This is a genomic window from Nesterenkonia sphaerica, from assembly GCF_005771565.1.
Taxonomy (GTDB): Bacteria; Actinomycetota; Actinomycetes; order Actinomycetales; family Micrococcaceae; genus Nesterenkonia; species Nesterenkonia sphaerica.
Genome location: NZ_VAWA01000009.1, coordinates 96,852 through 109,309 on the forward strand (window position 1 = coordinate 96,852; position 12,458 = coordinate 109,309).

The 12,458-nt window shown below is 65.5% G+C and carries 12 protein-coding genes and 3 pseudogenes; 4 read left to right on the top strand and 11 right to left on the bottom strand.

All coding sequences use genetic code 11. The features are described from left to right. The 8 genes and pseudogenes from FEF27_RS08595 to phnC all read right to left on the bottom strand — a co-directional run bounded on the left by FEF27_RS08595 (nt 1) and on the right by phnC (nt 5,648). Complete coding sequence (locus FEF27_RS08595; RefSeq protein ID WP_138170443.1) at nt 1-984, bottom strand: acyltransferase family protein; 984 nt, start codon at nt 982-984, stop codon at nt 1-3. A gap of 35 nt (nt 985-1,019) precedes the next feature. After that, nucleotides 1,020-1,484 carry a hypothetical protein gene (locus FEF27_RS08600; protein ID WP_424991675.1) on the bottom strand — a complete coding sequence of 155 codons (465 nt, stop codon included), beginning with the start codon at nt 1,482-1,484 and terminating at the stop codon, nt 1,020-1,022. A gap of 24 nt (nt 1,485-1,508) precedes the next feature. Then, nucleotides 1,509-1,700, bottom strand: a pseudogene (locus FEF27_RS13855) (peptide chain release factor 3); the annotation flags it as partial. 68 nt (nt 1,701-1,768) lie between these two features. Next, nucleotides 1,769-1,957, bottom strand: a pseudogene (locus FEF27_RS13860) (transposase); the annotation flags it as partial. Between the two features lie 36 nt (nt 1,958-1,993). Next, complete coding sequence (locus FEF27_RS08610; protein WP_138170445.1) at nt 1,994-3,025, bottom strand: phosphonate dehydrogenase; 1,032 nt, start codon at nt 3,023-3,025, stop codon at nt 1,994-1,996. Then, the gene (phnE, locus tag FEF27_RS08615; protein WP_137319275.1) at nt 3,022-3,855 is read right to left on the bottom strand and encodes a phosphonate ABC transporter, permease protein PhnE; all 834 of its coding nucleotides are present in this window, start codon (nt 3,853-3,855) and stop codon (nt 3,022-3,024) included. Before phnE ends, FEF27_RS08610 begins: the two co-directional genes overlap by 4 nt. Then, nucleotides 3,852-4,745, bottom strand: coding sequence for a phosphate/phosphite/phosphonate ABC transporter substrate-binding protein (gene phnD, locus FEF27_RS08620; protein WP_138170446.1), 894 nt, complete (start codon nt 4,743-4,745; stop codon nt 3,852-3,854). The genes phnE and phnD overlap by 4 nt, the downstream gene beginning before the upstream one ends. A gap of 105 nt (nt 4,746-4,850) precedes the next feature. After that, nucleotides 4,851-5,648 carry a phosphonate ABC transporter ATP-binding protein gene (gene phnC / locus FEF27_RS08625; protein ID WP_138170447.1) on the bottom strand — a complete coding sequence of 266 codons (798 nt, stop codon included), beginning with the start codon at nt 5,646-5,648 and terminating at the stop codon, nt 4,851-4,853. A 169-nt stretch (nt 5,649-5,817) separates the two neighbouring features. Here phnC and FEF27_RS08630 point away from each other — a divergent pair, with 169 nt between their 5' ends. From FEF27_RS08630 to FEF27_RS08635, 3 genes are all read left to right on the top strand, one after another. Then, entirely contained in the window at nt 5,818-6,735 is a 918-nt protein-coding gene (locus tag FEF27_RS08630; RefSeq protein WP_243729162.1) for an amidohydrolase family protein, read from the top strand. Further along, nucleotides 6,665-7,003 carry an amidohydrolase family protein gene (locus FEF27_RS13640; RefSeq protein ID WP_243729163.1) on the top strand — a complete coding sequence of 113 codons (339 nt, stop codon included), beginning with the start codon at nt 6,665-6,667 and terminating at the stop codon, nt 7,001-7,003. The genes FEF27_RS08630 and FEF27_RS13640 overlap by 71 nt, the downstream gene beginning before the upstream one ends. A 73-nt stretch (nt 7,004-7,076) precedes the next feature. Beyond that, complete coding sequence (locus tag FEF27_RS08635; RefSeq protein ID WP_243729169.1) at nt 7,077-7,439, top strand: flavin reductase; 363 nt, start codon at nt 7,077-7,079, stop codon at nt 7,437-7,439. Between the two features lie 21 nt (nt 7,440-7,460). Here the strand turns inward: FEF27_RS08635 and FEF27_RS13645 are convergent. After that, nucleotides 7,461-7,674: pseudogene (locus FEF27_RS13645) on the bottom strand (integrase core domain-containing protein); the annotation flags it as partial. A gap of 47 nt (nt 7,675-7,721) precedes the next feature. On the opposite strand from FEF27_RS13645, the gene FEF27_RS08645 reads away from it, so the two are divergent. Beyond that, nucleotides 7,722-9,119 (top strand): IS30 family transposase, encoded by a 1,398-nt coding sequence (locus FEF27_RS08645; protein ID WP_166429972.1) that lies wholly within the window; start codon nt 7,722-7,724, stop codon nt 9,117-9,119. Here the strand turns inward: FEF27_RS08645 and FEF27_RS08650 are convergent. Both FEF27_RS08650 and FEF27_RS08655 read right to left on the bottom strand, forming a co-directional pair. After that, entirely contained in the window at nt 9,084-9,476 is a 393-nt protein-coding gene (locus tag FEF27_RS08650) for a hypothetical protein (protein WP_243729164.1), read from the bottom strand. The genes FEF27_RS08645 and FEF27_RS08650 overlap by 36 nt on opposite strands. Before the next feature lie 189 nt (nt 9,477-9,665). Next, nucleotides 9,666-12,440 (bottom strand): AAA family ATPase, encoded by a 2,775-nt coding sequence (locus FEF27_RS08655; RefSeq protein WP_243729165.1) that lies wholly within the window; start codon nt 12,438-12,440, stop codon nt 9,666-9,668. Nucleotides 12,441-12,458 lie beyond the last annotated feature (18 nt).

The window sequence follows — 12,458 nt, forward strand, 5'->3', positions numbered from 1 at the left end:
CTACCGCAGACGGGCCGCAATATGGGCGCTGCCTGGCGCTACGTACAACCACGGCGTCCAGGGGCGGGCCGCGAGGATGAGCATCGTCAGAGCCAGGGCCAGCACGGTGATGACGGCGACATGCACACCGGCGGAGAGTTCCCCCTGGCTCAGTACGGTGTCGCGGAGGAAGATCACCACCGGGAAGTGGGCCACATAGACCACAATCGAGTGCCGGCCCGTCCAGCTGATCAGGCGGAAGGCACCGGAGCGGGGAATGCGCGGTGCCAGCCAGATCACCACCGCGATGCCGGCCACGGCTACACCTGCCATTGCTGGGGTGCGCAGCTCCGCGTTTGCCCCGTTGGCCCCGAGGGCTGAGATGCCCAGCAGGAGCGCCAGCAGCAATGTCCCGGCCCACCAGGGGGCAGCAGTCCACCGGTGCAGCCGGGCAGTAGCCCATGCCCCGAGAAAGAAGAAGGAGCCGTACCAGAGTGTATTGCCGGCCAGCCCAGCGATGGGGCCGCTGATCAGCATGGTGAACATCATCACCGCCGACAGCGCCAGAAATGCCCAGCCACCGGTGCGAGGGTCGGAAACCACCAGCGGCCGGAAACCTGCCCCGACGGCGTAACAGATCAGCAGGGCCATCAGGAACCACAGGTAGTCACCTGTGGCCAGATAGTCGACTATGTCCTCCGGCAGGCCGAGTCCGCCGCGGATGAGCAGTCCGTAGAGGCTCAGCCACACCAGCAGCGGCCAGCCCACGGCCGCGATTTTTCCCCAGAGATACAGCGGCAGCGGTTTGGCCAGCGAGCGCGTCAGCAGCAGCCCCGAGAGGAACATCAGCAGCGGCATCCGGAAGGGAGCCAGGTACCTGTTGGCCTCATCCCACCACAGCACGGTGGCCCCGCCGTGCTGAGCAGCGTGGAGCACGACCACCAGGAGTACCGCGACACCTCGGAGAAAGTCCATCCAGTGCATTCGGGCATCGGGCTGGGTCACAGCGCTCCTGCGCAGGTCTGAAGCATCGGGAGTTATCACCGGTGGGCGGCGGAAGGAAGGTGCTCTGCAATGCCGCGCATGGGTTCCACGGTCAGGTCAGGGTATTGACGCTTGACGCTGCGCAGCTTCCACGGATTGGGGAACAGACCCAGCAGCGTCCCATCGTCGCGGGTGACCACCTCGCAGTCTCGGTGACCGGCAAGCACCTCTCCGGCCTCGTGGTCAATCTGGCAGGCGAAGCTGTAGTCGAGGGTGTCCAGGTTGAGCGGGGCGTTGAATTCGCCCCGCATCCGTTCCAGGACCACGTCGAACTGCATGGGACCCACGGCGCCGAGCACGGGGTGTTGGGCGCCACGGCGTTCCGAGTGCAGGACTTGGACGATGCCCTCCTCCCCCAGCTGGCGGATGCCCCGGCGGAACTGTTTGTGTTTGCCGGCGTCGGCGCAGCGGGCCTCGCGGAAGTATTCGGGGGCGAAGTGCGGCAGCCGCGGGTAGCGCACCGGGCCGGTGCCCGAGTGGAGTGTGTCACCGGGCCGCAGTGCGGCCGCATTGACCAGGCCCACCACGTCCCCAGGCCACGCGGTGTCCACTGTTTCGCGCTCACGGCCGAATGCCTTCTGCGCGTACTTGGTGGCAAACGGCTTCCCGGTCTGCGCGTGCGTGGCCACCATGCCGCGCTCGAAGACACCGGAACAGACCCGGGCGAAGGCGATCCGGTCTCGATGAGCTCGCGGACTTCTTTCTCCAGCTCAGCCAGGCGGTTGGCATCGTCGGTGGTCGTGCCCGGGCGATCGCCGGCGTCGATCTGGATTCGACGGACCCAGCCGCGCAGCGTTTCGGGGTTGATGCCGAGCTGCTCACCGACTCGGCGGAAGACTCCTCGCTGCGAGCCGGGTTCGTCTTCCAGGGCATCGAGGACCATGCGAACCGCTCGCTCGCGCAGCTCGTCGGGGTACTTGCGTGGTGCAGGCATGACAGGGAAGTCCTTTCCGTGGCTTCACTGCCTCCATCATCCCCGGGGCGAGACACGAACGTCCCTCTGAGGTTGGTTGACCGCACCGTCGGGCACTTGACCGTCGAGTGCCTGCAGAATCGCCCGGGCGGCGTGCTCCTCGATCCTGAGCCGGGCAGAGGCCACTGCCGATCCCAGGTGCGGGGTGAACAGCGTCCGGTCGCCCATGTCGATCAGCTCCTCGGGAATGGCCGCTGGCCGGTCCGGGCGCGACAGGTCCTCGAACTCGAAGACGTCGGCGGCGAACCCGCCGAGGTGCCCGCTGCGTAGGAGTCCGGCCACGGCGCGCTCGTCCACCACCGAACCGCGGCCGACGTTGACCAGCAGTGCGCCCGGTCGCAGCGACTCCAGCCGGTCGCGGTCGAGCAGGTGCAGCGTGCTGTCGTCGAGCGGAGCGCAGACGATCACGGAGTCGCTGCGCTCCAGCAGCTCCGGCAGTTCGACGCGTTCCATCTGAGGCACCTCCTCGCCGGCCGGCGAAGCGGGCGCGGGATCGCAGCAGAGCAGCCGGGCGTCGAATCCCGTGAGCATCCGTGCCACGCCGCGGCCCAGCCGTCCCGCGCCCACGATGCCGATCGTCGATCCGACGAGAGTGCTGCCATAGAGGGTCGGCCGCCACCCCGGCTTGCCGGCGCGCACAGCACGGTCGCCGGCGACGATGTGCCGTGCGAGTCCGATGAGCAGGCCGACCGCGAGCTCTGCCGTGGGCTCGGTGAGGAGATCCTCGACCCGCGTGAGCCAGATTCCGCGGTCCGTGCATGCCTCGATGTCGATGTTGTCGTGGCCTTTGAGGGCCCCGGCGACCACCTGCAGCTGCGGGCACCCGTCGAGGAAGTCCGCGTTGATCCGGTCGGGCATGAACACCATCAGTCCGTCGGCCTCGGCTGCACGGCGCCGCACCTCGTCCGCGGACAGGCTGTCGTCGCTCTGGTTGGCGATCACCTTGCACCGCTCGCCCAGCACGTCGAGGATCTGCGGGTGGACCCGGTGGGTGAGGACAACCACCGGGCGATGGGCTTGGTTGATCATTGGAACCTCTTTCGCAGAGCTCCGCCGAGGGCGTCGACGACGGTGACAGTGGCAAGTATGACGAGGAGGATCGCGGCGACCTCGTCGTACTGGAGGGTGCGCAGAGCGGCGATCAGTTCGAAGCCGATGCCCCCGGCGCCGACGACACCCACCACGACCGAGGCGCGGAAGTTGAGCTCCCAGCGGTAGACGGTGACGTCGGCCAGCTGCGGCAGCACCTGCGGCAGGATGCCGTGCAGGATCACCTGTGCAGGTCCGGCCCCGGTGGCGCGGGCCGCCTCGATGGGTGCGTTGTCCGCGTGCTCGATCGCCTCGGCGAAGAACTTGCCGACCATTCCGGCGGAATGGATGCCCAGCGCCAGCGCGCCGGGCAGAGCCCCGAAGCCCACCGCCGCGACGAAGACGATGGCCATGATCAGCTCGGGCACGGAACGCAGCACGTTGAGGAAGAGGCGCGCAACCCAGTAGAGCGCCGGATGCGGTGATGTATTGCGGGCCCCGCACAGTGCGAGCGGGACGGAGAGGACCACTGCCAGCGCCGTGGCGGCGATGCTCATGGTCATCGAATCCCACAGCGGGCCCCACCAGCTGTTGATATTGGTGAAGTCCGGCACCCACATCTCGCTGAGCAGGTCGGCGATGTCGGCCAGACCGGTGATCATGCGCGTGCCGTCGAGCATTCCCACGACCCACGCACTCACCACCACGACGACGAGGATGAACCCACCGACGGCGATCGAGCGCTTCCACCCCGACCGTGCATGATCGGAGATCTGCCGGTACTCCTGCTCCCGCTGCTCTTCGAGAGTAGCGCTTCCGGGGCCGCTCACTGGTAGTCCTCGAGGTTGATGTCGAGCAGCGGCGCGAGGTCGCGCACCGCGTCGTAGTCCGCGTCAGTGACCTCTTCGAAGCCGGTGGCGTCGAAGGGTTCGAGCACGGCCGGATCCTCGAGCTCCAGGAACGCCGCGCGCAGCTTCCCCTTGACGTCCTCCGGAAGATTCGACTGCATCGTCCACGGATAGTTGGCGTAGGGCTCGGACTCCTGGACCTTCACAACCTTCTCGGAGTCGATGACGCCCTCCTCGACCATGCGCTCGTAGATGGGCAGGCTCATGCCACCGGCATCGGCGTTGCCATTCTGCACTGCGAGGGCGACTGCGTCGTGAGACCCGACGTGCTGCTCCTCGTAGTCGCCCTGGTCGACGCGCAGGTCGGCCTCTTCAGCGAGCATGGCCTTGGGGATCAGGTGGCTGGACGTGCTCGCCTGGTCTCCCCAGGCCACGGTCCTGCCGGCGACGTCGGCGAGGCTCTCGATTCCCGCGTCGGCATTGGCGATGAACACCGACTGGTACGTCGGGTCCTCGCCGTCGACTTCCTGCAGGGCCGCGAAGGGCTCGATATCGGCCTTTTCCTGTGCGACAACGTACGAGAGAGGACCGAAATAGGCCAGTTCGAGGCGGCCGCGCGACATCGCCTCGATCATCGAGGAATAGTCGGTCGTCACGACGAGCTCGACGTCCATCTCCAGCTCCTCTTCGAGGTGCTTCTTGAGCGGTTCATTGTTCTTGATGACGTCCGAGGCGTTCTCGTCGGGCAGCAGGGCAACCCGGAGCGTGTCGGGTGCGGCGCTCGCCTCTCCGGCGGCACCGCAGCCGGAGAGAAGGAGGGCGGAAGTCAGCAGGGCTGCCGCAGCAGCGGTGAAACGGGGGCGTCCGATCATGGTGATTCACTCCTGGGGTGAGTCGTGTCGCTTGGTGAGTCGGGTCGTGCAATGGGTCGTTCGATGTCGTGGTGGGTGCGACTGAGTTCGGTTGAGCGGCTCTGGTCAGGAGCGCTCGGCCGCAAGCGTGTCCTGACCGGCTCTTACAGGGGCGTCGGATCGGGAATCGTCCGGCGCGCCTTCGTAGATCAGGCGGAGGTCTGCGTCGGTGACGCCGGCAGCGGGACCGTCATAGACGATCCGCCCGCGGGCGAGGCCCACGATGCGGTCGGCGTGCTCGAGCGCGAGGTCGACCTGGTGAAGGCTGGCGATCAGGGTGATTCCGCTCTCCTGGCAGACGCGGCGCAACAGGTCCATGACGCGACGCGCCGAGGCGGGATCGAGGCTGGCGACCGGTTCGTCGGCCAGGATCAGGTCCGGCTGCTGGGCCAAAGCGCGGGCGATGCCCACGCGCTGCTGCATACCGCCGCTGAGGTTGTCGACGCGGGTCAGGGCCTTGTCCAGCAGCCCGACTCGGTCGAGCGATTCGAGGGCGATGCGTTCGTCGCTCCGGCTGAAGGGCAGAAGGCTGCGCCAGAAGCTGTAGTAACCGAGCCTGCCGAGGAGCACATTCCGCAGCGCCGTGTACCGGGGGATGAGCTGGTGGTGCTGGAAGACCATTCCGGTGCGTCTGCGGTGGTGGCGCAGGTCTTTGCGTGATTCGAGTGCCGGGACGCCCTCGACCCGCACTGTTCCGGTGCTGGGGGTCACGAGCAGGTTCATGCACCGCAGCAGAGTGGATTTGCCGGCCCCCGACGGGCCGAGGAGTACGGTGACCTTTCCGCTCTCGATCGATAGGTCGGTGGTCCCGAGGGCTTGCACTCCGCCCTGGTAGGTCTTGCTGACATCCGTGAGTTCAATCATTGCGAGTCCTCTATACGACTACTCGTTACGCGATCAAACGTATAGATGAATTGTGAACGCGCGGTCGGATCTGGGATAACCGTTGGTGAACGCCGGTGGAACGGCGGAGGTGGATGGGCGTTCACGAGGCGTACACATCGCAGTCAAGAGCGGGTGACAGGCTCTGTGGATGGCATCTTTGACCTCGGACGGAACGATCTCCGACATTGTGATCGGTCACGCCGCTGCAGTGCTGCCCGACAGAGTGGTAGATGACGCCAGGGTCGTTGTCCGCGGTGGCCGCATCACCGAGGTCGGGACGCATCCTCGTGGGGCCGAGTGTGACCTTGATGCTCGTGGAGCCTTCGTGTTGCCGGGGCTCGTCGATGTGCACAGCGACCTGCTCTCGCGGGAGGTGCGTCCACGACCTGGTGCCGCGCTCGATCCATCGTTCGCCGTCGCATCTGCCGGCGCTCGGCTGCGCGCTGCGGGCATCACGACGGCCTTCCACGGGCTGGCCTTCCAAGAGAGCTCGATCGTGGGGACGCCGATCGATTCGCCTGCAGCCTCCGAGCTTTCGGAGGCACTCCGCGACACCGACGACTCTCAGGTTGATCATCAAGTGCTGCACCGACTAGACATTCGCTGCGCGCACGGGCGGGCGCTTCTCGAGAAGGATTTCGAGTCACGGGTGTCTGCGCCGCGTGTGCCAGTCGTATCTCATGAAGACCACACGCCGGGGCAAGGACAATTCTCCGACCCGGCGAAGATGCAGAAGTGGCTGGTTCATGGTGAAGGAATGTCTGACGAAGACGCTGCTGATCATGTCGAATGGTGGCGCAGCAGTCGTGACGAGCGTCTTGCCGTGCGCGACAGCACCCTGTCGTGGTTGGAAGGCCTGGCCCAGGAAGGTGCCATCCGGCTTTTCGCCCACGACCTGACGACGCCGGAGGAGGTGTCAGCGGCAGCTGCTCGCGGTTGCGCTGTCGCGGAGTTCCCAACGACCGTTTCGGCCGCGCGCGGCCCGGGACCTTGGAATGCTCATCATCGCGGGCACGCCCAACATTGTCCGCGGAGAATCGCACACCGGCAACGTATCCGCAGCTGAACTCGTTTCTGCGGGCCTGACCGATGCGCTCGCCAGCGACTACATCCCGACGTCAATGCTTCCGGCCATACTTCGACTGGTGCGTGACGGAGTCGCGGCGCTTCCACAGGCGGTTCGACTCGTCACCTCAGGTGCTGCCGCCTGTGTGGGTCTGGACGACCGTGGCTCTCTGGTCGAAGGGCTTCGGGCCGACCTGGTGCTCGCAGATTTCAGCAAGAGCTGGCCCTCCGCTCTCGCCTTCACAAGCAGAGCCATGGATGATGAATGACGACGGCAAGCCTTCCGGCAGGTCGTATGAAAGGAGTGCGTCCACGATGAGTGACGACGCTTTCGAAACCCTCATGGCCTCGGTCGACCAGCCCCTGATCGTGGTGACAACCGTGGCGGAGGGCGAACTGGCCGGCTGCGTGGTCGGGTTTCATACGCAGTCGGGAATCAGCCCGCAGCGGTACTGCCTATGGCTGTCGAAGGCCAACCACACCTATCGTGTGGGCCTCCGCGCTACGCACTTCGCAGTTCACTTCCTAAGCGCGGACAACCGTGCCATCGCGGAGCGGTTCGGCACCCGTTCCGGCGACGACACGGACATGTCAAGCCCCGGGTTTGGTGGAGGGCGGGTTATCTGGCGTCCAGGAGGACGGGGACGGGTTCTGACGAGTCGGTGGATGCCTCGAGCTGGCTGGCCCGGTACGCCTGCGGAGTGAGACCATCGAGCGCACCGTGCGGTCGGTAGGTGTTGAACCAGTGGACCCACTCGGCAGTCGCGATCTCGACGTCGTCGATCCCGGTCCAGGGGCCGCGGTTACGGATGAGTTCGGCCTTGAACAAGGAGTTCAAGGCCTCGGCCAGCGCGTTGTCGTAGGAATCGCCTTTCGACCCGACCGAGGCAACAGCGTCCTGTTCAGCCAGAGCCTCGCCATAGCGGATCGCTCGATACTGGCCGTATTCAAGTGGTCGTCGCAACACCTACCTGATGGAGGTGTTCGATGGGCATTGGCCCAAGGCAGAAGAGGGCAAGGGAATATCGCGGTCAGATCGTCTCTCCTGGGCGCCCAACGGTGGCTTGGCGCGAGGACCGTGTGCGGTTCTGGCAGGCCATCGCTGCAGGAGCTAAGACCCGAGAGGCCGGTGAAGCCGCCGGTGTCTCCGAGCCTGTAGCTCACCGTTGGTTCCGACATGCTGGTGGCGTGAATCCACACTTGGCCTCGACTGTTTCCGGACGGTATATCTCCTCCTCTGAACGGGAGGACATCGCTTTATGGCGAGCCCAAGACAGCGGGGTCCGTGAGATCGCCCGTCGGCTGGGGCGTAGCCCATCGACGATCTCACGGGAGCTACGGCGTAACGCCTCGACCAGGACCTATCAGCTGGAGTACAAGGCCTCGATTGCTCAGTGGCATGCTGAGCGGCGCGCCCGCCGTCCGAAGACCGCGAAGATGGTCACCAACGACCGGCTGCGCCAGTACGTCCAAGACAAGCTCAGCGGTGAGATCATCACCGCCGAAGGTGAAGTTGTCGGCCCCGAGGGCCCGGCCTGGGATGGAAAGAACAAGCCCCACCGTGGGGATCGTGAATGGGTCACCGCCTGGAGTCCGCAGCAGATTGCCAAGCGGCTGCCACTGGAGTTCCCCGATGACCCGACCATGAGGATCTCTCATGAGGCGATCTATCAGGCCCTCTACGTCGAATCCCGCGGCGGGCTTGCCCGGAAGCAGTCCTGGCACCTGCGCCGAGGTCGCACCAAGCGAATGCCCCGGGCCCGCACACGGCAGGAAGCCTGGGCTCATGTCACTGCCGAGACCGTGCTGCAGAAACGCCCCAAGGAGGTCGAGGACCGCAAGATCGCCGGCCACTGGGAAGGTGACCTGATCATCGGACTGAAACGCTCAGCGGTGGCCACCCTGATTGAGCGCACCACCCGCTACACGATGCTCGTACACCTGCCCCGACAGGTCGGCTACGGGCTCATCCCGCCGAAGAAGAACGGTCCCGCCCTGGCCGGCTACGGGGCACTGACCATGAAGGACGCTCTGATCAATGCTATGACTCCGGTGCCACCGACGCTTCGACGATCCTTGACCTGGGACCGGGGCAAGGAACTCTCAGCCCATGCTCTGTTCACTGAGGCCACCAAGACCCCGGTGTACTTCGCCGACGCGAAGAGCCCGTGGCAGCGGGGCAGCAACGAACACCTCAATGGGCTGCTGCGGCAGTACTTCCCGAAAGGCACCGACCTCTCACGGTGGAATGCCGCGGAGATCGCAGCTATCGCCACCGCCATGAACAACCGGCCACGCGGGATCTTGGGGTGGCGCACTCCCGCCGAGGCGTTCGCCGATCAACTACGCTCAGTCCAACAACACACTGTTGCGACGACCAGTTGAATACGGCGGCTGTCCCGCAGTCACTGTGGTGTCAGGTTCGATGCGGCGGGTTGCGGTGGCTTCGCGGATGCGTTCTCGGGCCAGCAGGAAAAGGCTGATGGGTCCGATCCAGAAGAACTTCATGGCGTTCCAGATGCAGACCAGCACGATCAGGTGCAGCCAGCCGGGGGCTCCGGTCTCGATGAGCTGGGCACAGAAGCTGGCTGCGTAGAGGTAGGGCAGGGTCAGCAGCATTGCCGGGAGTCCCCATTTGTGACCGCGTCGGGTGCGGAGGGCATCGAGGGCGATGTTGGTGGGCATGTAGCGCCGCATGAAGTAGCGGATGTGAACGCTGGCGCTCCAGATCAGGCGGATCATGGTTGGACCTTTCCTCTCGTACGCACGGCTAGCTAGTAGCGGTGAGACGGTGCGTTAGAGAGTGACCCAAGGGTCTGCCGCGAAGGGCGCGTTATTAAGGAGGGTTCCGCCTCATGGTTCAGTTTACGTCGGTCCGGTGACACCGTGAAGATCTACTGTTCCCGCCCGACCTCTCCCTTGGCTCGGGGTTCAGAGGCTGCGGCCCGTTGCTGAGCGGTCCACAGTCTGCCGTCCGTTTTCCTGGGTGTGCTTGGTCAGTTGTTGGGCTTGGTGGAGTGCGGTGCGGGCTCTGGCGTGGTCGATTTTCTGTGCGGTGGTCTCCGGTTCGGCACCCAGGGGGTGGGCGCTGTTGATCTGGTAACGGTCGCGGTAGGCCGCCACGGTGCGGACGACTCGATGCCACTGCCGCTGGCCCCTTTCGTACGAAGGCGGCTCGCCGAGCTCTTGGGCCCAGGGTTCGTCGTCCTGGAGTGCTGTCTCCAGGATAGTGGTGGCGCGGGTTTCGATGTGGTCGCGGCGTTCCTCCAACGCCTGCCGCATCTCTTCGTCCATGGGGCCCCGAGCGGGTGCGACCAGTCCGGCAATGAGGCGGGATGGTTTACGGGTGCGGCCTGATCCTGCCGGGCGTGCGGTAGCCATTGCCACGCGATGGTGAAGCACCGCAGCAACATCATCGGCATCCTCCAAACCTTTGGCTGCGACGAGTCGTGGGAGCAAGGTTTCGGGGTTGTGGTGATTGGCTTCCGCGCGTCGTAGTTCTGCGGTGAGTGGGCCGAAGGCCTCGGAGGTGACGGCTTCTTCTGCTTGTTCATCGGTGAGGCCGCTGTGGCGGATGAGGGTGGCCCATCGATCGTGTTGTGCTGCGGCGGCGATGGTCTCGTACTCGGCAGCCAGTTGAGCGATTGACCCCCAGGTCTCTTGCTCGGCGGTGATCGTCTCATGCGCCGATAGCTCGGCACCGGAGTGTTGGAGCACCCCGTAGAGCACTGTCCGGGCGGTGGCATCTGGGTTCACCCCCGGGTGGGGCTCGGCGTGTTCATCGGGCTGGTCGAGCACCACGTAGGCGCGGTTGGCTTCTCGGCCTCGGGTCATGGCGACGTAGAAGTTCTCCCGGGTCGTGGTCGGCTCCACCAACACATGGGAGGTATCGGTGGTGAGCCCTTGTGCCCGGTGTGCGGTGACGGCGTACCCCAGGTCGAGATGCTCGGCGACGTAGGAGGCGGGCAGCACGATCGCGCCGCCGAATCGGCGGCCATGTTTGCGGACGCTGACCGAGCCGTCGCCGCGGATGTCGGTGATCCTCCAAGTGTCTCCGTTGCGGACCCAATCACGTCCAGTGCGCAGCCGGCGGTCGTTGCACCGGGTGATCACCGTGTCCCCGACACCGGCCTGAGTACCGTCGTTGACTGTGATTTCGGGGCCGGGTTTCAGGGTGCCATCGAGGATAAGGTCGGCTCGGGCACGGGCGTTAAGCATCGCCACCTGCTCCCGAGTCTCAGCCACCAGCACCGAAGACTTTCCTGCCTGCCGGTCGGTACGCCAAGCGGTGTAAGCGGCGTCGGCCATCGTCTCTGCTTCGCCTTCGCTGATCCGGTCGTGGTCCAGGTAAGTATCAATCACCTCAGTGCGGCCGTGCCGTAGCGCGAGGGAGGCGGTCTTCTCCCACTGGTGGGTGAATCGGTGAACATCGACCAGCTCAGGAGGGTCGTCGCGGTCGTTGACCAGCAGGGAGAACGCCCCACCAGCATCCACGGATTGCAGCTGCCCATGGTCACCAACCAGCAGCACTTTTGCCCCGGTCTCTGCGGCGTGGGCTGTGATCCGGTCCAGGGTCAACGTTCCGGCCAGGGATGCCTCGTCGATGATCACCAACTGGCCGGCTTGGAAGGAGGCACCGTAACGGGTGTGGTTGTCCCACCATTTCGCCGTGTTCTCCGTGGTGATTCCCAGGTCTTCGGCGAGCACCTGGGCTGCTACGGCTGAGGGTGCCAGTCCGACCACGGAGCCTATGCCGTGCTCGGTCTCCCACGCTTGGCGGAGGGCACCTAGGGCGGTGGTCTTACCTGCCCCAGCAGGACCGACCAGCACATCCAGCATCCTCCCGGAGACCGCCACCCGCGCCAGTGCATCGGCCTGGTCTGGTCCGAGCCGGCGGCCCTGACGATCCGGGCTACTGGTGATCTTCTCCACCGTGCCCATGTCCACGACCGAGCTGGTGTGGGTGCGTGCCCGTTCTAGGAGGCGGTCTTCTGCGGCCAGGAGGTCTTCGGATGAGAACACGGTCGAGTGTTTCGGGCGGAAGACGCTGGTGCCGTCGTCTCGGCGGAACACTACTGGCGAGACTGCCAGTTCGGGTGGGGTGAGACGCAGGGAGGCGTGTTCGGCGGCGTCGGTGATCATGCCCAGGATGGCGTGGCGGTCTTCGGTGCTGGCGAACCTTAGTCCCATGGTCTGTCGGGAGGCTTCGGCGTAGAGGTTCCAGCGCCGCCAGGTCGAACGCTTCTCCCCGACCACCGCCACTACAGATTCGCCCAGCTGGCTGACGGCGTCCAGGGGCACATCGTCAGCCCGCAGTAACTGAGGTGCCGGGTTCTGGTGGGCGGTTCTGGAGGCCCAGGTGGTGGCGTCCTCACCCAACACGCTGGTCGCCCGGGTGCGCCACTGGTCAGTCAGTTTGGCCAGGGAGCGGACCTGTTTCTCTGGTCGGGTGGTCAGGGTGGCTTGGGCGCGTAGCTTCATGATGGTCGCCGGAGCAGGCCTGCGCCCGTGCTGGGCGACGTAGTTCTCGATGAGACGGTCGGTCTCGGCGTCGATATGCCTACTGCGGGTCGAGAACTCACCCACGAGGTCTTCGGGGACGGTGGTGATGGCCCAGGAGGGGTTGCGGTCCCGGCCCATGTCCCGTGACTCCCAGGTGACTCCGAGCATCCGGGTCAGGTGGTCGGCGAAGATCGGGCTTGTCAAGTAGTTTGTGTACGGGGG